Here is a 23025-nt window from a genome sequence, read left to right as displayed (position 1 = left end):
AAGGAGAACTTGACCAGTTCTCCTTTTTGCATTTATATAAAACTTTCTCTAAACGTTCATCAACGACTCACGACGGCGCATTTTACCGGCAGGAATCCCGAACATCATTTTGAAACGGCGGCAGAAGTAAGCAGTATCTTTATAGCCAACATCTGATCCGATGGCACGGATGCTCTTTTTAGAAGTACGCAGCAGATCAACGGCTTTTTCCATGCGCTGATATTCGATGTAATCCTGCGGATTGATTCCGGTAAGCATTTTGAAATACTGACCTACATAATCTTCGGAAACATTCGCAACGTTGGCCAGCACTTTATTGGAAAGGTCGCCGCCCAGATTGTCCTTGATATAGGCAAAAATGTCGATCAGACGAGGATCTTTGAAATACGTGCTGTTGGTTACCAGCTGCTCAACAAACAGCTTATTTTTAAGAATATAACGGATGATTTCAATGACGACTTCTTCCGTCTTTATTTTAATGATACGTCCTTTCCCGGGCGTATCCAGCATATCTTCGGTTAATATCTGATTGATTGTGATTGCAATCTGATCATCTCTCTTTATAAGAAACGGAGGAACATCAAGGGAAGTAAAGAAGTTAACGGTGTCAAAAACTTTGGCCTCAAAAGATATCAGTCCGAACGAATTGGGCAATTTTCCGATCAATGCTGGATCATTGCCGCCTTCGATATAGTTGTCACGATTGGTCATGAACTCTTCATTCGATACGGTTTTGGCAGTCGCCGTGTTACCGTAAGTTACAGTAGCGTGCTTGCCGCCGGGAATAAACAGCATATCGCCTTCCTCCACTTTCTGAGATTCTTCCGACCCGAATGAAACTTCACCATCGTACAAAATTGTTAATGAATTCTGAACGTCGTAGAAGTTTTTTATCGTAATAGGTTGTAAAATCCGGATATGACGAGCCTTCACAAATTTAACCCCTAACGATTCAATAATCTTATTATAGTCTTCCATACTTGATATATTTAAGGGCCTTTTGACCGTTGATGCAATTTTTGTACAAATCTAATAAATTGTACAAAACTAATACAAGTATAGATTGACAAAAAACTGAAAAAAAGTGATATTTTGGTATGAATTTAATCCAAGATTTAGAATAAAATAGTCTTGATCATATGAAAGGGATCATTTTAAAAGCTCTCGTGCAATTACGAGTTTTTGGATTTCTGAGGTACCTTCGTAAATCTGCGTGATTTTGGCATCCCGCATGAACCGTTCTACATGATATTCTTTTACATATCCGTAGCCGCCATGAATTTGTACCGCTTCGGTTGTCACCCACATTGCTGCATCTGATGCATAAAGTTTGGCCATTGCCGCAGCCATTACGTAATCTTTTCCTTCATCTTTAAGCTTTGCCGCTTTGTATACGAGCAGGCGCGCTGCTTCTGTTTTTGTAGCCATTTCGGATAATTTGAACTGGATGGCCTGATGTTCACTGATCGGTTTGCCAAATGTTTTTCTTTCCCTTGCATATTTCAATGAAAGGTCCAAAGCGCCGGCAGCAATGCCAAGTGCCTGCGCAGCAATCCCGATCCGGCCGCCGTTCAGCGTGCTCATTGCAAATCTGAAACCTGAGCCGTCTTCTCCGATCCGGTTTTCCTTTGGAACTTTTACATCCGAAAACATCAAAGTATGCGTGTCCGAAGCTCTGATCCCCATTTTATCTTCCTTCTTTCCGACAACAAATCCTTCAAGACCTTTCTCGACCAAAAAAGCATTGATTCCTTTATGCTTTTTATCCGGATCTGTTTGTGCCATTACGAGACAAATCGAAGAAGTGTTGCCGTTTGTAATCCAGTTTTTTGTACCGTTCAGAATATAACAGTCTCCGGCTTCAACAGCCGTTGTCTGCTGCGAGGTGGCATCCGATCCGGCTTCCGGTTCAGATAGGCAAAATGCACCGATCATCTTTCCGGAGGCAAGCGGTACAAGATATTTTTGTTTCTGCCATTCGCTCCCGTATTTTTCAAGTCCCCAGCAAACCAGCGAATTGTTTACGGACATCATCACTGCGGCAGACGCATCGATCCGGGCTATTTCCTCCATCGCAATGACATAAGCCAAAGTATCCATTCCGCCGCCGCCGTATTCAGGAGAAACCATCATTCCGAGAAATCCCAGTTCACCCATTTTACTGATCAGTGCAGCGTCAAAATGCTGGGCATTGTCTCTTTCAATAATTCCCGGCAAAAGTTCGTTTCTGGCAAAATCTGCTGCGGCTTCCCGCACGGCAAGATGTTCTTCTCCAAGATTAAAATCCATTCCGGTAAGTTGTGAATGATAGGTCATGGCAGTTCAGATTACAACATCAGCTAATGATTGAATTTACGGATTAAAAGGAAGATGCAAAAGCATACAATTTTCTAACGGGTTAAATCTTTGATAATTGCTGCTCATTTTCAACAAAACTTGTCTTAAGTTTGCGCTTGAATTTCTCTGCTGACGCACACGGTTTTCACAGCAACTTCTTTATTTATATTATTTTAAATGCCCGTTCTTACTGTATTTTATATCAAACTCCTCATCAATCTCGGTTTGACGTTCGCAATAATCTGGACGGTCAGCAGAACTGCGCTGTTTGCAAAATGGCAGATTGAAAATGAGAAAATGATCTTTCTGCTCGGCTTTGTCCTGCTCAGGCTGATTCCCTGGATCGGCATCTTTCTTGTCCTGAACGAAGATCCGCGGGGCGATATTCCATTCTTCTTTTACAAGGCGGAAGCAGCTAAAAAAGGCGGGTTTGTTTACAGGGATTTCTGGTCTTACCATGCGCCGTTATACGCATACATCATCAGCTTGCCGGTCTGGATCTGGCATAATGCGCGTGCTATTGTCCTGTTTATGGTGCTGATGGAATCGGGGATCCTGTGGCTTACTTACAAAACCTACAAATTCAAAACGGAAAGGGCTTTACAGCTGGCCATCATATATTATCTTCTGCCGGCAGGATTCATGTACATTCTTGTTGACGGGCAGGAAGAAGTATGGTTCTGGGGCGCTGCGTTGCTGATGTGGCGTTTTACAATCAGGAAACCAGAAAATTATGAAGTCGGTATCGGGCTGCTTTATGCACTGGCTCTTCTGACGATCAAGGTAACTTTTATTTTTCTTTTGCCCGCATTGTTACTTGTTGTCAGAAAACCCGTCAAAATGCTGCTTGTTATGGCGGCTGTCGGATTGCCGGCAATCGGATTTTTATACTGGCAGATCGGCGATCTTTTCCTGATGCCGATCCAGCATACCGAACAACTGATGACGCCTAATTTGTTTTCCGTCAGCAGGCCTTTTGTTGAGATGATCGTTCCAATCAATGAAAAGAAATCCACGCTCATCAATTGGTTCGGATTGCTTTTTACCGTATTTATTCCGGCTTACATGGCTTACAAAGCACGTTACAGACGTATTGATGAAGTACTGCCCGGGATTTTTATTGCATGCTTTGTCTGCATGATGATATTTCAGGCAAGTGCAATGGGCGCTTACGTAATCGCGTATTTGATAGCTGTTCTTTTTGAAATCATAGATCTCAGAAAAACGGCTCACATCGCAGTTCTTTTGCTGCTGAACTGGCTTACGGTTGTCCAACCTTTCATCTGGGTCTATATCAAACAGCCTGCATATACTTCATTCGCAATATTCTCAAATGCTGCATACCTTTTTGAATACATTTTGCAAATACTGAATGTGCTTTGTTTTTTATGGGTGCTTCGTGAAACATACCGCAAGACTGTACGTCCTGAAAACCTTATAATGGCATGAATATAGTCATCGCCAAACTGGGCATCAGCCTGATCTCCACGCTGCTGATCGTCATACTGCTCTGGAAACAGAATACACTGACATTGTGGCTGGAAAACAAATCTGCCAAGAGTACTTTGCTGATCGGCTGGATTGTCCTTCGTCTGATCCCGTTCATTCTGGTTTATCTGGTCGCCGGTCTGGAACCGACTTCGGATGTTAACGGCTTCTGGGATGAAGCCAGCAAAGCATCAATGGGGCAAGTTGTGTACCGTGATTTCTGGTCTCCGTATTCTCCGCTTTATGCATATTTTCTGGGCATATGGCTGAAATTATGGTATAATCCCAAAATGATCGTGCTTACAATGGCTGCTATGGACGGCATCGCTTTGCTTGCTTCCTATCATTTTTTCAGGCCGTTCCAGTCACGCGGAAAATTTCTCTTCAAATCCATTCTGTACCTTTTGCTGCCGGGTTCTCTTGTTCTTTGCATTATCGGCGCGCAGGAAGATGTTTGGATGTGGCTTTTTGTGATTCTGGCTTACTACGTACGCGAAAGAACGCTGAAAGTAGAATGGTATGCCGCTATTCTTGCGCTTGGGCTGCTCATGACCAAAGCCATTTTTGTACTGATCCTGATTCCGCTTTTTATGCTGGAAAAACACAAGCTCCGGCTTGTCGTTCCAATGGCTGTAATCGGTGTTTTATCCATTGCCATACTTTATCCGCTCGTCGGATGGGGATTTACACAGCCGCTGGATGAAGCGCAAACACTTCGTGCCCCGAATATTCCTTCCGTAATCAATCCGCTGTTTTCCAATCAGCTTGGCGTCGGGGAAAAGTTCTGGAACTGGATCGGACTTGCGATTTCGGTAGGACTTGCATGCATTGCCGCGTTAAGGCTGCGAAATGCTGATTTCAGAATGATGCTTTCCCGGATCTGGGTAATATTGTATGCCACCATGATGATCGTTCAGCAGAGTGCATACAGCAATTACATTTTCCTGTTTTTCATTCCGCTTGTCGTTTATATCATCAACTGGAAAAGCAGAATACAAGTCATTCTGCTGATCATTTTTAATATACTCTGCGTTGTTCATCCGTCTTTCTGGTGGAGACTGGAAATGCCTTGTTACATGACGCCGGCGGATATTACCGCAACGCAGCAAAGACTTCTGGATTACATCATGCAGGTAAGCATTGTCGTATTGACCGGCTATTTTATCTGGCTGGCTTTTCCAAAAAGAAAAACTTTTTTGCCCGCTTCAAAAATTCAGGATTAAACAGAAAGTAATTTCCATTTTCCAACCAAAAAGCCTTCACTTTCGTGAAGGCTTTTTGGTTTTATTCCTGTAAATCAATTTACTCGATGGTATCAAAACCGCAATAAGGAACCAGCGCAGAAGGAATCTTTACGGTTCCGTCAGCCTGCTGATTGTTTTCAAGCAAAGCAGCCACAATCCTCGGCAATGCGAGTGCCGATCCGTTCAAAGTATGCAGAAGCTGCGTTTTCTTGTCAGCCGTTTTATATCTCAGTTTAAGCCGGTTGGCCTGATAAGTCTCAAAATTTGAAACAGAACTGCATTCCAGCCAGCGTTCCTGCCCCGCAGACCACACTTCAAAATCGTATGTCAATGCCGAGGTAAAACCCATGTCTCCGCCGCAAAGGCGCAAAATCCGGTAAGGCAGTTCCAGTTTTTCAAGCAACCCTTTTACATGACTTACCATTTCGTCCAGTGCATTGTATGAATCTTCCGGACGGTTAATCTGCACAATTTCGACTTTATCAAACTGGTGCAAACGGTTCAGTCCTCGCACATGCGCGCCCCAGCTTCCAGCCTCACGGCGAAAACACGGCGTATACGCTACATTTTTTACCGGAAGGCTGTTTTCCGCAACAATCACATCTCTGTACAAATTGGTAACAGGCACTTCGGCAGTCGGAATCAGATAAAGATCGTCCGCTGCGTCGTGGTACATCTGGCCTTCTTTATCCGGAAGCTGCCCGGTAGCAAATCCGGAATCTGAATTGACGACGATTGGCGGCTGTACTTCCGTATAACCCGCTTTTCCGGCTTCATCAAGAAAAAAGGCGATCATTGCTCTTTGCAGCCTTGCAGCTTTTCCCTTGTAAACCGGAAAACCCGCACCGGAAATCTTGTTGCCCAGTTCGAAATCAATGATCGGAGCCTGACTTTGTCCCAGTTTCCGGATCAGTTCCCAATGGGGCAATGCGCCTGCGGGTAAAAGCGGCTTGTTTCCTGCTTCCAGCACAGTGATATTATCCTCGGCCGTTCTTCCTTCCGGGACACTTTCATGCGGCAGATTGGGCAATTTTACAAGTTCGTCAAGCAACGACGATTCAACTGCTTTATGCTGTTCATCCAGCGCTTTGGAACGTTCTTTAAGTGCTGCTGTATCCGCCTTTGCAGCATTAGCTTCTTCATGCTGGCCTGACTTCATCAAAGCGCCTATTTCCTTTGCTTTTGCATTGGATCTGGCCAGTGTTTCGTCCAGTTCCTGCTGTAATTCTTTGCGCTTCTGATCCAGATCAATAATCTGGTCTACTGCCTGTTCAGCGTTTTTAAAATGCTTTTTTGTTAATCCTGCGATAGTCAGTTCTCTGTTATCGCGTATAAAACCAGTTTGTAACATATCTTATGGAGCTGTAAAAATATCTTTCATTGCATCTTCATAATAAAAAAGACGCTCGTTCAGCACGTTCAATGCTTCTGCCTTGTATTTGGAATGGATAAGCAGCGAAAGATTGTGTTCCGATGCACCATACGAAATCATTCGTATAGGAATATTTTTCATCGCGTCCAGTACTTTTAAGGCAATTCCTTCTTTGTCGGCACTGAAATTTCCTACAATGCAAATGATATTCTGATCACGGTCATGTTCTTCAAGATCAGCAAATTCGCGCAAGTCAGCAGTAATTTTATCCAGATGTTCGGAATTATCGATTGTCACAGACACCGAAACTTCCGACGTTGTAATCATATCGACCGGTGTTTTGTATTTTTCAAAAATTTCAAACACTCTACGAAGAAAACCGTAGGCGTTCAGCATACGGGTGGAATGGATATAAATGGCGGTTATATTGTCTTTTGCTGCAATAGCCTTGATATCGCGGTCAGAAGTCTGGTTTGCTATCAACGTTCCGGGCGCTTCGGGCTGCATGGTGTTCTTCAACCGGACCGGAACTCCGCGTAATTTGGCCGGCGTAATCGTACTCGGATGAAGAATTTTGGCACCGAAATAAGCCAGTTCTGCTGCTTCCTCAAACGTCAGTTCCCGGATTGGAAAAGTACGTTTTACAATACGCGGGTCATTGTTATGCATTCCGTCAATGTCCGTCCATATCTGAATTTCATCGGCACGAATTGCTCCGCCAATCAGAGACGCCGTATAATCGGAACCACCGCGTTTCAGATTGTCAACTTCCTCACGCGGATTTCTACATATGAATCCCTGCGTTACAATCGTCTGTTTATCGGTATACTGGTTTAATATCGTCACCAGTCTTTCTTCAATCGTTGCAAGTTCCGGCTCGCCGTCGGCGTCAATTCTCATAAAATCCAGAGCGGGCAGCAAAACAGAATTCTCGCCTTTTTCTTCCAGATAAGCCTGAAACATTTTGGTACTCAGTATTTCTCCTTCCGCAACAAGTTCCTTTTCCTGCTTGATCGTAAACGGCTTGATGCCAACGAGGGACTTTATAAATCCAAATTCGGTATCAACAATTTCCTGTCCAGCTGCCAGGCTTTCAGAAGTAGCATACAGTTCCTTGATAAAGAGGTTGTAATGCGTTTTGAGATCTTCAATTAAAGAAATTGCCTTGGCATCATCATAAGCTTTTGCAGCTTCTCCAATGGCAATCAGCGCATTTGTTGATCCTGATAAAGCCGACAGCACAACTATTTTACGGCTTGGATCATTGTTAAGAAGTTCGCGGATCGAATGCATGCGTTCAGGCTTTCCAACCGAAGTACCGCCAAATTTCCAGACTTGCATATTTGTAAGGTATAGAATAAATGAATTTCAGATAAAGACAATTGTTTATTTTCCGGTCAAACTAGGCTTTCAGTATGTTTTCATGCAGTCCGATCATTTTGATAGCTGTCATTGCTGCTTCATCGCCTTTGTTTCCGTGGACACCTCCTGCCCTGTCCAGCGCCTGCTGCATCGTATTGGGCGTAAGAACACCGAAAATAACAGGCTTGTCCAGCTTTAAACTGACGTTTGTGATTCCTTGTGCTACAGCATGATTAATATAGTCATTGTGCTTTGTCTCGCCTTGAATAACAACGCCCAAAGCAATAACGGCATCAATATCAGGACGCTGGGCAAACCATTGCGATCCCAGTGTAAGTTCAAAGCTTCCGGGTACATTTCCTCTTTCAATGTTTTCCGGCGTTGCGCCATAATCAACAAGCGTTTTATATGCGCCTTCAAAAAGCCTTTCTGTTACTTCACTGTTCCATTCTGCAACAAGTATGGCAAATCTTTTTTTACTGATATCCGGTAAACCGTTTGTATTGAAAACACTTAAATTTTTATCTGCGCTGGACATAGTTATCTGTTTTTCGGAGAAAGTCCGTGAAAGTAAATGGAATGAATTTATGTATATGAACAAATAAAAAAAGGATAAAACCCGTGTCGGCTTTATCCTTTTTTGAAACAGAAATGGTTAACCATTATTTGCCGACCTGTCCCTCTAATAATCCCATGTATTTCTTCGCGTTCACCACTTCCGATGAAAGCGGGAACTCGTCAACTACACGTTTATAGGTGGACATGGCATCACTTGGTTTGCTGGCTTTTTCCTGTGCAATGGCCAGTTTCATTAAGTATACCGGTGTAAAATATTCGTTCTTTTCGTAGTCAGCAGCTTTCTCGTAGTAAGAAATGGCTTCTGCCGGCTGATTTTTTTCCATATAAGCATCTCCGATCAGCGACTGTGCACGTGCGTGTACAAGCAAGTCAGATGAACTGAAAGATTTGAGATGATTGATTGCATCGTCGTATTTACCTTGTTTCAGTAAAGCAACGCCTGCATAAAAGTTTGCAAGATTACTGGCGTCCGTACCTTTGTAGCTGTCGGCAATGGACAAAAGTCCTTCATTTCCTCCGCTTCCGTTCAGTGCTTTCTGCAAGGAATCTGCTTCGAAATCGTAAACTACACTTGCAAGTGCCTGCTGGGCAGTTCCTTCCTGGCTTTCGATATAAAAGCGGTATGCGGCAAATGCAACAAGTGCCAGTAACACGGCACCAACGATACCTACGACAACTTTACGGTTTTTTATAAAAAAAACCTCCGCCTTATTGATTTTGCCTGCCAGTGCTTCCGGAGTTTCAATGATTTCAAGCCCGGACTCGTCCGTGTTTTTCTTGCTCATATAAATTAATTCGATTTTGGAGTGCAAAGTTATGAAAACTTTATGAAGTCAAAACAAGTTATAGCACAATTCTTTATATGCTTTATAGTGCAATTCTGTTACTGAACGAAAATTTTTACTACCAAATACCCGGTACAATAAAATATATCTGAATTCATACAGAAATTTATCGTGTACAGCCACAAACAAAAACTGCGTGACAGCATAAAAGCCGGCACGCAGTCTTCGGTTTCTTTGTTATGTGTTTCAGATGTACAACGGGAATTGTTTCATCCAGTTATTAACTTCTTCTTTTACAGCAGCTATTTTGGCATCCTGATCATGATTTACAAGTACCGTATCAATCAGATCCACAATACGCTCCATATCGGTTTCCAGCAATCCGCGGGTTGTCATGGCCGCAGTTCCAACACGGATACCCGAAGTGATCATCGGCGATTTATCATCAAACGGAACCATGTTTTTGTTGATCGTAATATCTGCTTTGATCAGCGTATTTTCAGCCAGTTTTCCCGTAAGTCCTGATTCAATGCCGTTTTTGGTTCTCAGATCGATCAGCATCAAATGGTTGTCCGTGCCGCCGGAGATAATCCTGTAACCTTTTTCAACAAACGCCTTTGCCATTGCCTGCGCATTTCTGGTAACCTGCGTAGCATAATTGTAGTAACCTTCGCTGAGCGCTTCGCCGAATGCAACGGCTTTTGCAGCAATAATATGTTCCAGCGGCCCGCCTTGTGTTCCCGGGAAAACGCCGGAATCCAGCAATGAAGACATCAAACGCGTCTGGCCTTTCGGTGTTTTGATGCCGAATGGATTTTCAAAATCATTCCGCATCATGATAACGCCGCCGCGAGGGCCGCGCAGTGTTTTGTGCGTTGTAGTCGTTACAATATGGCAATGATCAAACGGATCGTTCAGAAGACCTTTGGCAATCAGACCGGCCGGATGGGAAATATCGGCAAGCAAAATGGCACCAACCTGGTCGGCTATGGAACGCAGACGTTCGTAATCCCAGTCGCGGCTATATGCCGAAGCGCCGCAGATGAGCATTTTAGGCTTTTCTTTCAGGGCTATTTCCTCTACTTTGTCCCAATTGATCAAACCGGTTTCCGGCTCAACACCATAAAATACAGGCTGGAAATATTTTCCGGAAATGTTCACAGGAGAACCGTGCGTAAGGTGTCCGCCATGCGCAAGGTTGAAGCCCATGATTTTGTCACCCGGATTAAGGCATGCCAGAAAAACGGCTGTATTGGCCTGTGCGCCGGAATGCGGCTGCACGTTAGCCCACGTTGCGCCAAAGAGTTCTTTCAGACGGTCAATGGCAATCTGTTCAATTTCATCAACTACTTCACATCCGCCATAATATCTTTTTCCGGGAAGTCCTTCTGCATATTTGTTTGTCAATACACTTCCTGAAGCTTCCATTACTTGTCTGGAAGTAAAGTTTTCAGATGCGATCAGTTCAATACCAGATTCCTGGCGATGCTTTTCTCTGTTTATGAGATCAAAAATGGTAGTGTCACGTTCAACGCTTGTGAGTGTAGACATGGGATTTACTGGAAAATGATGTGATATTAGCTAGAATAAGGTGCAAAAATACAAGCATTTATTGTCGAATAAAATAATAACAGTTACTTTATCCAAAATGTCCTGTTCACACTTTTTATGATCACAGTTTATAGCCTCAATCCGGTTATATCAAGTATTTTAGTGCATAAGTTATTTTTAAATTATTTTAATAATAATTCATTATGAATTGTATTTTTGCCATCATTTGCGTGTCTGAGTCTTTTTTCTGACATTTTGCCAAGTTCCAATTGTACTATGTATAATGTGCTATCCCGGGATATGATCATTCTCTAATCAGTATTATTCATAAACTCTTAATAATAACCGCCATTTATGAGCCAACAAACGGTGAATCCCCAGACCATCCTGATGCAGACTGCCAATCATTCAAAAGGCACTGCCGGAACAATCGGGCAGCCCATTACCTATGAAAAAATACCGACGCAGATCTTTGCAGATTCAAAAGAAGCTTCCAATGCGGTTGCCAGGGAAATTGCAGATCTGATTCGTCAGAAACAAAATGAAGGAAAGCCATGCGTGCTTGGCCTGGCAACCGGATCTTCCCCCAAAACGGTTTATGCCATTCTTGTACGGATGCACCGGGAAGAAGGGCTGAGCTTCAGGAATGTAATTTCATTCAATCTGGATGAGTACTATCAGATGGAACCGGATTCTATCTACAGTTATCACCGGTTCATGAAAGAACAGCTGTTTGATCATGTGGATATATTAAAGGAAAATTATTTTATTCCCGACGGAACCGTTCCGGCTACTTCGCTGAGAGATTACTGTACTTCTTATGAAAACAGAATCAATGCAGTTGGCGGACTGGATTTTCAGTTGCTTGGTATCGGCGGAAACGGGCACATCGGATTTAACGAACCCGGGGCACTAATCAATTCCCGTACAAGACTGATTACACTGGATCATTCCACGCGTGTGGCTGCTTCCATGGAATTCGGCGGGCTGCATAATGTTCCCCGCAAAGCCATAACGCTCGGGGTAGCGCCTATTCTGAATGCGCGCCGCATAGTTCTGCTTGCATGGGGCGAAAGAAAAGCTTCTGTGATCCAGAGAGCGGTGGAAGGACCCGTTTCAGAACTGAACCCTGCATCCTATCTCCAGGCGCATCCTGATGTTTCCTTTGTTGTGGACGAAAGCGCAGCATCGGAACTGACACGCATCAAAACGCCGTGGGCCGTTGATTCGGTAGTCTGGGATAATAAAATGATCAAGAAAGCAATTACTCATTTGTCCCGTACATTGAACAAGCCGATTCTGAAACTGACAGACAAGGATTACAATGACAACAGCATGAGTGACCTGCTGGCGCAATATGGTTCCGGATACGAGATCAATATCAATGTATTCAACCAGTTACAGCATACGATAACCGGCTGGCCGGGCGGAAAACCGGATGCCGATGATACTTACCGTCCGGAAAGAGCTTCACCTGCAAAGAAACGCGTGCTTATTTTCAGCCCGCATCCGGATGACGATATTATTTCCATGGGCGGTACGTTCCAGCGGCTTGTTGATCAGGGCCATGAAGTCCATGTGGCTTATCAGACTTCGGGAAATATTGCCGTTGCCGATGATGAAGCGCTTCGCTTTATTGACTTCGTTGTTGACTTCAACAATGGCTTTGGAATAGAAAGTCAGGAAACAAACCAGTTGTTTCTGGATGCAAAGAACTTTTTGAGACATACCAAAGACAGCGAAATTGATACGCCTGAAATACGTAAGGTAAAAGGTCTTTTGCGACGCGGAGAAGCGAAGGCAACGTGCCGTTTTGTGGGCATTCCTACAAGTCAGGCGCATTTCCTGAACATGCCTTTCTATGAAACGGGAACAGTTCAGAAAAAACCGATCGGAGAAGAAGACATCCAGATCATAGAAGATATAATTGACCAGATCAAACCGCATCAGATTTATGCCGCCGGCGATTTTGCAGATCCGCACGGAACGCATAAAGTTTGCTGGGATGCGATTGAAGCTGCATTGAACCGGTCGAAAGAAAAAGAATATATGAAAGACTGCTGGGTATGGCTGTACCGCGGTGCCTGGGCAGAATGGGATATTTATGAAATAGAAATGGCAGTTCCGATGAGTCCTGACCAGGTTCTGAAAAAACGTCAGGGAATATTCAAACATCAGTCGCAGAAAGACGGCGTTGTATTTCAGGGCGAGGATTCAAGAGAATTCTGGCAGCGTGCAGAGGAACGGAACAGAGCAACGGCACATTTGTATGACGAACTCGGACTTGCGGAATACGAAGCGATGGAAGCTTTTGTAAGATGGAAGTTCTGACGGGAACCAATTCAAAAAAGAAAGAGCTTGGTATGGTACCAAGCTCTTTCTTTTTAAAGAAGTATATAAAATTTATAGTTCCATATCGATCCACATGCGTTGCGCCATTTTTTCGACCATGTTCATGATACCCTGCAAGGCACCAAAAACAATACACAGCGGCAAAATAATAGGCAGAAATATCAGCCATTGCAATGCCATATTATAATTGAACCTTTTAAAAACAGGCGTTTTCATAACGGGAACGTGTTGTTAATATCAGAGTTGAGTATCCTAAATTATATAAATATTTTAATCCCAACAAAGCTTTATTATAAAAACGTTTGTAAAACATATAACATTCTCATATCCAATATAACTATTTCTACTATTTGGCTAAACAAATATTATCCCGGCCTGCTTAATACTCCTGAGATTCGTTGGCTGTTAAAAAATTTTTGTTTATTTGTTATAGTAAAGCAAACTGCAATTCCGACATGCCGTCTTCTGACATCATACAATTATTACCCGATTCCATTGCCAATCAAATTGCCGCCGGAGAAGTTGTTCAGCGACCGGCATCCGTAGTAAAGGAATTGCTGGAAAACGCCATTGATGCAAAAGCCAATTATATACAGGTTATTTTACGGGAAGCCGGCCGCACGCTAATCCAGATTATAGATGACGGCACGGGCATGTCCGAGATAGACGCAAGAATGTGTTTTGAAAGACATGCCACTTCCAAAATTCGCCAGTCCGAGGATTTGTTCAGGATACGTACCATGGGTTTTCGCGGTGAAGCACTTGCATCCATTGCCGCTGTTGCACAAGTGGAACTCCGGACCAGACAGGAATCCGACGAACTGGGAAGCCTGATCCGGATTGACGGTTCGGAGATAAAAACGCAGGAAGCAGTGGCATGCCTGAAAGGAACAAGTATTCTGGTCAGGAATTTGTTTTTCAATGTTCCGGCACGGAGAAATTTTCTGAAATCCAACTCCGTTGAAATGCGTCATGTGCTCGATGAATTCCAGAGAGTAGCACTGGCGCATCCGCAAGTAGGCTTTTCACTGCATCATAACGATACGGAGGTATTTAACCTGATGCCCGGAAAGCTCGTGAGGCGCATTGTGGATATTTACGGAAAAAGCTATCGGGAACAACTGGCTTTCTGTCAGGAAGACACTTCTTATATCAGCGTTCGGGGATATATCGGAAAACCGGAATTTTCAAGAAAAACCCGAGGTGAACAGTTCTTTTTTGTGAATGACCGTTATATCAAGCACAGTAATATGCATCATGCTGTAATCAGTGCATTTGACGGGACCATTCCGGAAGGAAGCCATCCATTTTATGTACTGTTTATAGAAATTGATCCTTCGCATATTGACATCAATATTCATCCGACCAAAACGGAAATCAAGTTTGATGACGAGCGATCCGTGTATGCCATTGTGATGGCCGCTGTTAAGAAAGCAGTCGGCATTTACAATCTTTCGCAGTCCATCGATTTTGAAGGCAATACCAATTTTTTGAATACTTCGCCTTCGGATCAGAACAATAATCTGATTCCGAGAACGGTCATGCCGGACTGGGTTGCGCAATCCAAACGAGATGAAAACAGCCAGTCAAGATCCAATCTTACAAACTGGAACAAACTTTTCGAAGGATTGCAGAACCCGGACGAACGCAACCGCGAACTGGCGGCATTCGAGCTGAACACGCCGACTGTTTCCCGGCCGTCTTATCAGGAAGAATCAAAAACAGTCGCAAGCAAAGTGAACCGCATGGCGCTTGAAGCCATTTCTGCACCGGAAAGCGATGCCATGCTTTTTCAGCTGCATAACCGGTTTATCCTTTCGCAGGTCAAAGACGGCATTATGCTCATTGACCAGAAAGCCGCTTATGAACGCATTCTTTATGAACGATACCGAAAAATGCTTACAAACCGGAACGGTGCATGTCAGCAGCTTCTTTTTCCGAAAACCATACGCCTGACACATTCCGACATGCAGCTTGTGCATGAAACAAAAAAGGAAATCAGAAGTCTGGGATTCGAGTTTGACGAATTTGGTTCAAATGAACTGATCATCAGAGGAATCCCGGCAGATTTGCCGGAGGAGAGCGAGCAGGATCTTTTTGAAGAACTGATCGAACAACTGAAGCAGAGTTATTCGGATCTCAAACTGAACAAACCTGAAAGTTTGTCCCGGTCCCTTGCAAAGCGGTTTTCCATCCGTTATGCGGTAAAACTTTCTCTGGTTGAAATTCACACGCTTATCAATCAGCTTTTTGCCTCAACGGACCCGAACCGGACTCCTACGGGCGAAGCGATTATTGTTTTGCTCACCATGGATAAACTTACAAGCATATTCAAGGGTTGAAGAACAAAATGATAAGGCGCGTAGTTATTAAATAAATCATTGATTCTAATAAAATATGCTGGCCATTACACCTACCGTAAGGAATTTACTTATACTGAATATCCTGTTTTTTATAGTTGATAAATATGCCCTGAATCTTACGAACGGATTTGCCCTACGGTCGCTTTTTTCACCTGACTTTCTGCCTTTTCAGTTTGTAACCTACATGTTTCTTCATGCAAATTTCGGGCACTTGCTCGGCAATATGTTTGGTTTGTTCATGTTTGGTCCGCTGCTGGAAAGAGTCTGGGGCCCTAAAAAATTTCTCTTCTTTTATTTCTTTACAGGAATCGGTGCAGGAATGCTGTTTTCGGGAATTGATTATTTTGAAAACAGCCAGGTAAGACAAGCTGTTGAAATATATACACAGAACCCGACGCCGGACGGATTGGTTGACTTCATGAGCAAACATGCCAAAGGAATATATGAAGCCAGCCTTGATTTTGTAAATAAATTTGAAGATAATCCGACAAATTCCAGCTATATTCAACAAAGTGTTAATTTTGTAAATTCGTATTATCAAGGTTTGATAAATACGCCGTTGGTAGGGGCTTCGGGAGCAATTTTTGGCATACTTATGGCGTTTGGATTATTATTTCCAAACACCGAGCTTTTTCTGCTTTTCGTTCCATTTCCTATAAAAGCGAAATATTTTGTTGCTTTTTACGGGTTATATGAATTATACGAGGGGATACAAAACGCTCAGTCAGACAATGTTGCGCATTTTGCACATATCGGGGGAATGCTATTTGCATACATATTACTGCGTTACTGGGGTACGCAAAAAACAAATTTCTATTGAAAGATGAGCAATATTATAGATGACGTTAAAAGGGAGTTTGCTAAATCGGAAAATGCACTCGTCAAAATAATCCTGATCAATACGGCAGTATTTCTGGTACTGCTGCTCCTGAAGATCATTCTTACGCTCTCACAATCCTCGAATGTATATTACGCCGTTCTTGATACCTTGAAGCTTCCTGCTTCCACAAACGAGTTTATACACAAGCCCTGGACATTATTAACCTACTTTTTTACACACGAAGATATTTTCCATATTTTGTTCAACATGCTTTTCCTTTACTGGTTTGGAAAACTTGTGGATGAATATCTGGGTGCAAAGCGGGTTATAGCGCTTTATATGCTTGGCGGGATAGCGGGCGGCGTTATTTACATGGTTTTATACAATGTTCTGCCTTATTTTCAGTCGCAAATTCAGGATTCCAGAATGCTGGGTGCTTCTGCGGCAGCATTTTCAGTTGCAGTCGGTGCATCGACTTTGCTTCCGAACTATACATTCAATCTTATTTTCCTGGGTCCGATCCGGATCAAATTCATTGCACTTTTTTACATTATCCTTTCCCTGGCACAAAGTCTGGGTGAAAATGCCGGCGGAAACCTTTCTCATCTTGCCGGAGCAGTTATAGGTTATGTATTTATCAAACTGCTGCAAAACGGAACTGATCTTGGAAAGCCTATTTATGCCATTGTAAACAGCTGGTCACGTCTTTTTCGAAAGCGTCCTTCCATGCAGGTCACTTACCGCGAGCGGCAGGTTTACCGCAATACAAATGTATATTCCGCTTCATCTTCGGGAACCATAGAAGCACCTGATCAAATTGAAATAGACTCGATTCTGGACAAAATTTCAAGATCCGGTTATGAAAGTCTTACAAGAGAAGAAAAGCAAAAGCTGTTCAAGGCGAGCCAGCAAAAGTAAGATCAGGTTCAATCCTATACGTAAAATTGTATTTTCAGCAGGTTTCAATAATCTGATTTTAATAACCTCACTATGCTTATTACACCTGGAAAACTATTATCTAAAATTGATTCTCCCGCAGATTTACGAAAACTGGACAGTTCACAACTTCCGCAGGTCTGTAATGAATTACGCCAGTTTATCATTGATAACGTTTCTGTTTACGGAGGACATTTTGGAGCAAGCCTTGGTGTAGTAGAATTGTCTGTTGCCCTGCACTACGTATTTAACACGCCTGATGATCAGCTTGTGTGGGATGTCGGCCATCAGGCTTACGGACACAAGATTCTTACCGGTAGACGTAATGATTTTCATTCAAACCGGACTTACGGAGGAATTTCCGGATTTCCGAAACGTAAAGAAAGCATATATGATGCATTTGGCGTAGGACATTCCTCTACGAGCATCTCGGCTGCTTTGGGAATGGCTGTTGCATCTGCATTGGAAAATAATTATGAGCGCCAGCATATTGCTGTAATCGGTGATGGTGCCATGACGGCCGGAATGGCGTTTGAAGGTATGAATCATGCAGGAGCTACGGATTCCAATCTGCTTATCATACTGAATGATAATTGCATGGCCATTGATCCGAATGTCGGTGCATTGAAGGAATACCTGACGGATATTACCACTTCCCAGACTTATAACAAGCTGAGGGATGAAGTCTGGAATATGCTGGGAAAAATGAGCAATTTCGGGAAAAGTGCCCAGGAAATTGTTTCAAAAGTTGAAGCCGTTATGAAAACGGCCATTCTTCGTCAAAGCAACCTTTTTGAGTCACTTGGCTTGCGTTACTTCGGTCCGATTGACGGAAATGATATAAGCCATCTTACGGATGTTTTAAAGGATCTTAAAAGCATTCCCGGACCAAAACTTTTGCATTGTCTCACAATTAAAGGAAAAGGTTATGGTCCGGCAGAAAAGGACCAGACCAAATGGCATGCGCCTGGCATTTTTGACAAGATTACCGGGGAAATCAAGAAAAAGGTTTACGATAGTCCGCAAGCTCCGAAGTATCAGGATGTATTTGGAAATACGATCGTTGAACTGGCAAAGCAAAATCCAAAAATCGTCGGTGTAACCCCGGCAATGCCTTCTGGTTCTTCATTGAACATCATGATGAATGAAATTCCGGACCGAGCATTTGACGTTGGAATTGCCGAACAGCATGCAGTTACTTTTTCAGCAGGAATGGCAACGCGCGGTGAAGTTGTATTTTGCAACATATATTCCACGTTTATGCAAAGGGCATATGATCAGGTGATTCATGACGTGTGTATTCAGGAGCTTCCGGTTATATTTTGTCTGGACAGAGCCGGCCTTGTGGGTGCTGACGGACCAACACATCACGGAGTTTATGACATTGCATACATGCGTTGCATCCCGAACATGATCGTTGCTTCTCCGATGAATGAACAGGAGCTCAGAAATATGATGTACACGGCTCAGCTGGATTCATTTCAATCCGGAAAATATGCACTTACCATAAGGTATCCAAGAGGCACAGGTGTTATGCCGCAATGGAATTATCCATTTGAGGAAGTGCAAATTGGAAAAGGCAGAAAAGTGAAAGATGGTGAAGATATAGCCATTTTGTCCTTTGGTCCATTAGGAAATTATGCTGAACAAGCCTGCGTTCAACTAGAAAAACAAGGCATATCAGCAGCTTTATATGACATGCGTTTTGCAAAACCGTTGGACGAATCCCTTTTACATGAAATATTTGCTTCATTCGACCGAATTATTACACTTGAAGACGGATGCCTGCAAGGAGGATTTGGAAGCGCTGTAATTGAATTTATGGCCGATAAAGAATACAATACCAAGGTAAAGAGACTTGGCATAGCAGATACCATCATCGAACACGGAGAACCTCACGAATTATATAAGGAATGTGGTATAGATGTAACAGGAATTATGAAGTCCGTTGTAGAGTTTCTGAATGCTAAAAGTACGTTGAATCTATTTTCGCTGTAAGCAGATTATTTAGTTAAATAAAGTACTTTTTCTTACCAGCCTTTATCGAGCTTTGTACTTAATGCATATCTGCCTTTTAGCAACAACTCCTAAGTTGCCTAAATAAGGCCGTATTATAGAATAATAAACACTTCCTATTCCTTTCTTGTAAGCAATTAGTTCATTAGTACTGCTGTTGCTGAATAAATAGGCTGTTCCCGAATAAAATCAAAAACTTGTAAGGCAACTTGGTTTAAGCATATAACTACCTAGGACGATATAGAAAGAACTTGACATTTTCCCTTCTTTCAACAGTTAGTCCAAGAGTTAGGCATTTTATACGACACATATCTTTTCCTTACCTAATTATTTTACGATATTACCATTGGTCTATCTTTCTGATTGATATTCTATTTGAGAAGCTTTTACATGCTTAATAGCGTCATTTTCGTAATCCAAGACTTACCAGTGTATTTTCAATGCAATTTCTTGAAAGACTTTCACAGTCAATTTTAGTACATAGATAAATCGGTTATGCGTACTGCCTACAAGAAAACATAGTTTGGCAATCATAGACATGCTACTGGCTATTTCTAAGGTTATTTCAGGTACTTTTTTGTATAACCATTAGGAAATTTTACAAGATCCTTAATAGCAGTTTTAACCTTCATACGAGCTGTAATAGCGTATATATTGCCAAGGTTGCCATTATAGCTTTAATCCGCCCATTCAGTCAATAAAAGTTAATTCAAAATTTTTCGAAGATGAACTCTGGTTGGAGATTCCGGCGAACTTGAGCCAGCGTTCCTGGAAACTGATGAGCCTGCTTGATAAGCGAGTAACGCTCGAAAAGTAGCCTGAAACGTTGCACTTGTGAAGCCGTCCATTTGTCATGATGCTTCAATAGCAAGTACCTGCTCCTCACCAGCAGCTGTTTTAATGCATCTGCATTGTCAATAATCTCAGGCTGGTAAACCAAACCCGATTGCCTAGCGATTTCAATAGCTTGAATCTCTTGATCCAAAGCCTGCTAACGATGTTAAATTCTAATTTCCTGGACGGCTTCAAAGGCCAGTTTTTATACATGGAAGCGGTCGATGACCTTTGAAGCCTTTGGAAAAAACCGGCTTACGATCAATCCCGCGCGGATTTCCATGGTTTAAACAAGTTTTAGTACATAATTTTTGTCATATTTTTGTTTTTTATGTACTACTGCGCAAACGCGGTGAATTAATTTATTTCGGACTGCATTTAGCACAAGCATTTGTTTTTCCCCTCGGCAACTTTCCTCATATCATAATCTCGAATCTCGCCTTTTACTTTAACCGAAGACATAGCTGCCAAATGAAATAGACTTTTATGTCGTTTTCTTGAGTGATGATTAACGCTGGTCTTTCCTCTGACACTGGTACCTGACTGTTGTTCAAAAGGTGCTACTCCCGCATGACAGGCTAATTTTTTTGGTTCACTAATGGTAGTAAATTCATTTGTTGCCAAGATTATCTCAGATGCTGTAACCACACCTATGCCAGGTACAGAACCGAGCCGCCGGGCGATAATAAATTCAAAAAGTGCTTTGAGATGAGGATCATTTTCTCTGAGTTCTTTTATTTGATTATCCACCTTTTCAAGATCAGTATTAATCGCTTTTAAGGACGCCTCACAAGCTTTACAAAGCTACTTTTGAAGAGATAATCCAATGAACGACTGCGTCGGCAGCCCGGTCCTGCTCATTAAGCGGATGCTGCAATTGATGCTTCACTTAGAATAATCTATCACGTAGAGCACTCAAAGCAGCTAATTGTTGAATAATTTGAGGTGGCGGCCAAATCCTGATTTTGTCTTTAAAACGGAATGCGTAATGAGCAATCCTGACGGCATCAATTGCGTCATCTTTGCCCCTTTGCAATCCTCCGGATCTTTTGATTTGAAGACTGTTTTTTAACCAAATGGGATAATGTAATTTGTGAAGAGAACTTAGTAAATGAGCATTATAGATCCCTGCGGACACCGCGCGTTGTGCTCCATACACCAAACCGATTTTAAAATTTCAAAATTGGACAAAGCTTTGATGGTTTTGATTGTAGCTTTGATGCCTTCTTCCGAGTTTGCCGATTGAGTTTGAAAGATAATTCCTTTTGGAGGTGTGTAAACTGCCCAGTCCAATATGGATTTAGAAATATCAATTCCAATAAAATGTATGATTTCCATAAAGTATCAAGTTTAAGAGTTGTTTAAAACTTACCTATTACCTCAACACGCCACGGGGCGCCCCGCTTACTAATGGATTTTGCCCTCATTTCCATCGCACCGGCGACCTAGTTGAGATCTGGTAAGTAATAAGATAGAGCGGGACCTGAATCCGTGCATAGAGTAAAGCTCTGCGGCCGCATAGGAAAACCCGCTCTATTTACTTTTATTGAAAATACTAAATCTTGGAATTTTAATCTACTACAAATCTAAAAGGCGGCCGCCATACTGACGGACAGGTCCAGCGTCACTTCCCGTACCTTACCGTGTATGTGTATTGGGATCTTTCTCAAAACTTCAATGACCGAGCTGGCTTGCGTACCTTTCACCACAGCCACTAATGAGCTTTTCCGACACTTAGCGGCCTTATTGATTACAATAGAGTACAGTTCGCCATTACAGAGTAAAGTTTCATCAATGCTTAAATACGGACCGGTATTTTCTGGGTACATAAGCCACTCAGCAGCATACGTACGCTGGTTCCAGTCTTTGTAATCACCGATATGGTCCTTATACGGTTGCTGCAATTGTTTGCCGTCCAAATGAAAGTATTTGCCTAACTGGGAGCAACTTACCGGGTGATTGTCAATACAACCCTTTTAAAAATCATTGTATTCTTTGGTCATTCGAGTTCACTGTTACACTACATTCCAGTCCCTACTAATAATCTCACAAGTGTCCTTGACTTCCCAGCGCCGACGCTTGATACAGAGCATAACTTTTGATTACGTATGGGGAAGTCCTGAATATAGATTTCTGGCAAAAAGCCTTTGGACTCTAATTTTTGATCTTTGTATTCGAAAGGAGGATCAATTTTTTCTTTCAGGTAGATGTTAAGGCCAGTTAAGCCTTCAACAATTTCGGAAAGCTAAAAATATTCGAGGATGCCCTCCGGTAGTAAGAAACAGACTAAGGCTTGATAAGACTATTGCAATGCATTCAATATTGATACATTACAAAACAACTACTTTTTTTGTCGCCCCCAACTTTTCGGACTGCTTCCCAAAAGCTGTGCTTTTCTTTTATCGGTCTGTTAACGCACGAAGCCCATCTGTACAGATGGGCTTCGTGGTGTGATGCAAAGAAAAAGACCATCTGATTGGGATGGTCTTTTTGTAATGGTATTGTGGCGGCTACCTACTTTACCGGGTTTGATCCAAGTATCATCGGCGGTTCCGGGCTTAACTTCTCTGTTCGGAATGGGAAGAGGTGAACACCGGGCCAATAGCCACCAACAAGCTCTTTTGCTGGTTTATTATGTTGCTAGGGGAAGAGGTGAAGTCGGTCGCGACCCCGGCCGTCCCAATAGCCACCAACAAGCTCTTTTGCTGGTTTACTGTGGTTTTTGGAAGATCAGTGAAGCGGATCGCCGCACCGTCCAGGCCAATAGCCACCAACAAGGTCTTTAAGAAGCAGGAGAGGCGGCAAGGAGCATGCAGGAAAGGTCTGTACCCTTTATGCTTTCGTCCTTTATCCTTTTCATCCTTTTTTCATGTCATATTGGAAGCAGAAGAGAAGAAGATGTTTAAAGATATGATTTGCTGCAAGCTGTTGGGTAATTAGTACTGCTCAGCTGAATGTGTTTCCACACGTATACCTGCAGCCTATC

20 protein-coding genes and 1 rRNA gene are annotated in these 23025 nt (G+C 42.7%); 7 read left to right on the top strand and 14 right to left on the bottom strand.

Annotation, left to right across the window (positions count from 1 at the left end):
* Positions 1–48 precede the first annotated feature (48 nt).
* Together FEM33_RS05260 and FEM33_RS05255 are read right to left on the bottom strand one after the other, a co-directional pair.
* Entirely contained in the window at positions 49–978 is a 930-nt protein-coding gene (locus tag FEM33_RS05260) for a helix-turn-helix domain-containing protein (protein ID WP_138283877.1), read from the bottom strand.
* 171 nt (positions 979–1149) lie between these two features.
* Complete coding sequence (locus FEM33_RS05255) at positions 1150–2289, bottom strand: acyl-CoA dehydrogenase (protein WP_139011782.1); 1140 nt, start codon at positions 2287–2289, stop codon at positions 1150–1152.
* A gap of 225 nt (positions 2290–2514) precedes the next feature.
* Between FEM33_RS05255 and FEM33_RS05250 the strand changes: the two genes are divergently transcribed.
* Positions 2515–3786 carry a hypothetical protein gene (locus tag FEM33_RS05250; protein ID WP_139011052.1) on the top strand — a complete coding sequence of 424 codons (1272 nt, stop codon included), beginning with the start codon at positions 2515–2517 and terminating at the stop codon, positions 3784–3786.
* Positions 3783–5048 carry a hypothetical protein gene (locus FEM33_RS05245; protein ID WP_139011051.1) on the top strand — a complete coding sequence of 422 codons (1266 nt, stop codon included), beginning with the start codon at positions 3783–3785 and terminating at the stop codon, positions 5046–5048. The genes FEM33_RS05250 and FEM33_RS05245 overlap by 4 nt, the downstream gene beginning before the upstream one ends.
* A gap of 79 nt (positions 5049–5127) precedes the next feature.
* Here FEM33_RS05245 and serS read toward each other — a convergent pair whose 3' ends face one another.
* The 5 genes from serS to glyA form a co-directional block, all read right to left on the bottom strand.
* Positions 5128–6420 (bottom strand): serine--tRNA ligase, encoded by a 1293-nt coding sequence (gene serS / locus FEM33_RS05240; RefSeq protein WP_139011050.1) that lies wholly within the window; start codon positions 6418–6420, stop codon positions 5128–5130.
* A 3-nt stretch (positions 6421–6423) separates the two neighbouring features.
* On the bottom strand, positions 6424–7782 hold the full coding sequence (locus FEM33_RS05235; RefSeq protein WP_139011049.1) for an aspartate kinase: 1359 nt from the start codon (positions 7780–7782) through the stop codon (positions 6424–6426).
* 61 nt (positions 7783–7843) lie between these two features.
* Positions 7844–8341 (bottom strand): 6,7-dimethyl-8-ribityllumazine synthase, encoded by a 498-nt coding sequence (ribH, locus tag FEM33_RS05230; protein WP_139011048.1) that lies wholly within the window; start codon positions 8339–8341, stop codon positions 7844–7846.
* Between the two features lie 124 nt (positions 8342–8465).
* Positions 8466–9167: a tetratricopeptide repeat protein gene (locus tag FEM33_RS05225; RefSeq protein ID WP_139011047.1), complete on the bottom strand. Its 702-nt coding sequence runs from the start codon at positions 9165–9167 to the stop codon at positions 8466–8468.
* Between the two features lie 246 nt (positions 9168–9413).
* A complete protein-coding gene (gene glyA, locus FEM33_RS05220) occupies positions 9414–10718 on the bottom strand; it encodes a serine hydroxymethyltransferase (RefSeq protein WP_139011046.1) in 1305 nt (434 codons plus the stop codon).
* A gap of 390 nt (positions 10719–11108) precedes the next feature.
* Between glyA and nagB the strand changes: the two genes are divergently transcribed.
* Complete coding sequence (gene nagB / locus FEM33_RS05215) at positions 11109–13049, top strand: glucosamine-6-phosphate deaminase (protein ID WP_139011781.1); 1941 nt, start codon at positions 11109–11111, stop codon at positions 13047–13049.
* A gap of 72 nt (positions 13050–13121) precedes the next feature.
* On the opposite strand, the gene FEM33_RS26530 is transcribed toward nagB, so the two are convergent.
* Positions 13122–13286, bottom strand: a complete 165-nt coding sequence (locus FEM33_RS26530) for a hypothetical protein (protein WP_201747702.1) — start codon at positions 13284–13286, stop codon at positions 13122–13124.
* A 239-nt stretch (positions 13287–13525) separates the two neighbouring features.
* Here FEM33_RS26530 and mutL point away from each other — a divergent pair, with 239 nt between their 5' ends.
* From mutL to dxs, 4 genes are all read left to right on the top strand, one after another.
* On the top strand, positions 13526–15412 hold the full coding sequence (gene mutL / locus FEM33_RS05210) for a DNA mismatch repair endonuclease MutL (protein ID WP_139011045.1): 1887 nt from the start codon (positions 13526–13528) through the stop codon (positions 15410–15412).
* A 55-nt stretch (positions 15413–15467) separates the two neighbouring features.
* Entirely contained in the window at positions 15468–16253 is a 786-nt protein-coding gene (locus tag FEM33_RS05205) for a rhomboid family intramembrane serine protease (RefSeq protein ID WP_139011044.1), read from the top strand.
* Between the two features lie 3 nt (positions 16254–16256).
* On the top strand, positions 16257–17171 hold the full coding sequence (locus FEM33_RS05200) for a rhomboid family intramembrane serine protease (protein ID WP_139011043.1): 915 nt from the start codon (positions 16257–16259) through the stop codon (positions 17169–17171).
* A gap of 72 nt (positions 17172–17243) precedes the next feature.
* Positions 17244–19187: a 1-deoxy-D-xylulose-5-phosphate synthase gene (gene dxs / locus FEM33_RS05195; protein WP_139011042.1), complete on the top strand. Its 1944-nt coding sequence runs from the start codon at positions 17244–17246 to the stop codon at positions 19185–19187.
* Between the two features lie 727 nt (positions 19188–19914).
* Here the strand turns inward: dxs and FEM33_RS05190 are convergent.
* The 6 genes from FEM33_RS05190 to rrf all read right to left on the bottom strand — a co-directional run bounded on the left by FEM33_RS05190 (position 19915) and on the right by rrf (position 22652).
* Complete coding sequence (locus tag FEM33_RS05190; RefSeq protein ID WP_139011041.1) at positions 19915–20190, bottom strand: transposase; 276 nt, start codon at positions 20188–20190, stop codon at positions 19915–19917.
* Between the two features lie 227 nt (positions 20191–20417).
* Entirely contained in the window at positions 20418–20789 is a 372-nt protein-coding gene (locus tag FEM33_RS26650; RefSeq protein WP_229214103.1) for a transposase, read from the bottom strand.
* A gap of 139 nt (positions 20790–20928) precedes the next feature.
* Positions 20929–21177, bottom strand: coding sequence for an IS110 family transposase (locus FEM33_RS26645; RefSeq protein ID WP_229214102.1), 249 nt, complete (start codon positions 21175–21177; stop codon positions 20929–20931).
* Positions 21144–21377 (bottom strand): IS110 family transposase, encoded by a 234-nt coding sequence (locus FEM33_RS26640; RefSeq protein ID WP_229214101.1) that lies wholly within the window; start codon positions 21375–21377, stop codon positions 21144–21146. The genes FEM33_RS26645 and FEM33_RS26640 overlap by 34 nt, the downstream gene beginning before the upstream one ends.
* A gap of 248 nt (positions 21378–21625) precedes the next feature.
* Positions 21626–21958 (bottom strand): transposase, encoded by a 333-nt coding sequence (locus FEM33_RS05180; RefSeq protein WP_139011040.1) that lies wholly within the window; start codon positions 21956–21958, stop codon positions 21626–21628.
* Positions 21959–22540: 582 nt separating this feature from the next.
* A 5S ribosomal RNA gene (gene rrf / locus FEM33_RS05170) occupies positions 22541–22652 on the bottom strand.
* Between the last annotated feature and the right edge of the window lie 373 nt (positions 22653–23025).

Source organism: Dyadobacter flavalbus (genome assembly GCF_006149045.1).
GTDB lineage: Bacteria > Bacteroidota > Bacteroidia > Cytophagales > Spirosomataceae > Dyadobacter > Dyadobacter flavalbus.
This window is presented reverse-complemented; position numbering and strand designations above follow the sequence as displayed.

Bases quoted from the DNA above. Each gene is read 5' to 3' on its own strand.
- FEM33_RS05260 (WP_138283877.1), bottom strand. From the start codon at position 978: ATGGAAGACTATAATAAGATTATTGAATCGTTAGGGGTTAAATTTGTG.
- FEM33_RS05255 (WP_139011782.1), bottom strand. From the start codon at position 2,289: ATGGATTTTAATCTTGGAGAAGAACATCTTGCCGTGCGGGAAGCCGCA.
- FEM33_RS05250 (WP_139011052.1), top strand. From the start codon at position 2,515: ATGCCCGTTCTTACTGTATTTTATATCAAACTCCTCATCAATCTCGGT.
- FEM33_RS05245 (WP_139011051.1), top strand. From the start codon at position 3,783: ATGAATATAGTCATCGCCAAACTGGGCATCAGCCTGATCTCCACGCTG.
- serS (WP_139011050.1), bottom strand. From the start codon at position 6,420: ATGTTACAAACTGGTTTTATACGCGATAACAGAGAACTGACTATCGCA.
- FEM33_RS05235 (WP_139011049.1), bottom strand. From the start codon at position 7,782: ATGCAAGTCTGGAAATTTGGCGGTACTTCGGTTGGAAAGCCTGAACGC.
- ribH (WP_139011048.1), bottom strand. From the start codon at position 8,341: ATGTCCAGCGCAGATAAAAATTTAAGTGTTTTCAATACAAACGGTTTA.
- FEM33_RS05225 (WP_139011047.1), bottom strand. From the start codon at position 9,167: ATGAGCAAGAAAAACACGGACGAGTCCGGGCTTGAAATCATTGAAACT.
- glyA (WP_139011046.1), bottom strand. From the start codon at position 10,718: ATGTCTACACTCACAAGCGTTGAACGTGACACTACCATTTTTGATCTC.
- nagB (WP_139011781.1), top strand. From the start codon at position 11,109: ATGCAGACTGCCAATCATTCAAAAGGCACTGCCGGAACAATCGGGCAG.
- FEM33_RS26530 (WP_201747702.1), bottom strand. From the start codon at position 13,286: ATGAAAACGCCTGTTTTTAAAAGGTTCAATTATAATATGGCATTGCAA.
- mutL (WP_139011045.1), top strand. From the start codon at position 13,526: ATGCCGTCTTCTGACATCATACAATTATTACCCGATTCCATTGCCAAT.
- FEM33_RS05205 (WP_139011044.1), top strand. From the start codon at position 15,468: ATGCTGGCCATTACACCTACCGTAAGGAATTTACTTATACTGAATATC.
- FEM33_RS05200 (WP_139011043.1), top strand. From the start codon at position 16,257: ATGAGCAATATTATAGATGACGTTAAAAGGGAGTTTGCTAAATCGGAA.
- dxs (WP_139011042.1), top strand. From the start codon at position 17,244: ATGCTTATTACACCTGGAAAACTATTATCTAAAATTGATTCTCCCGCA.
- FEM33_RS26640 (WP_229214101.1), bottom strand. From the start codon at position 21,377: ATGGAAATCATACATTTTATTGGAATTGATATTTCTAAATCCATATTG.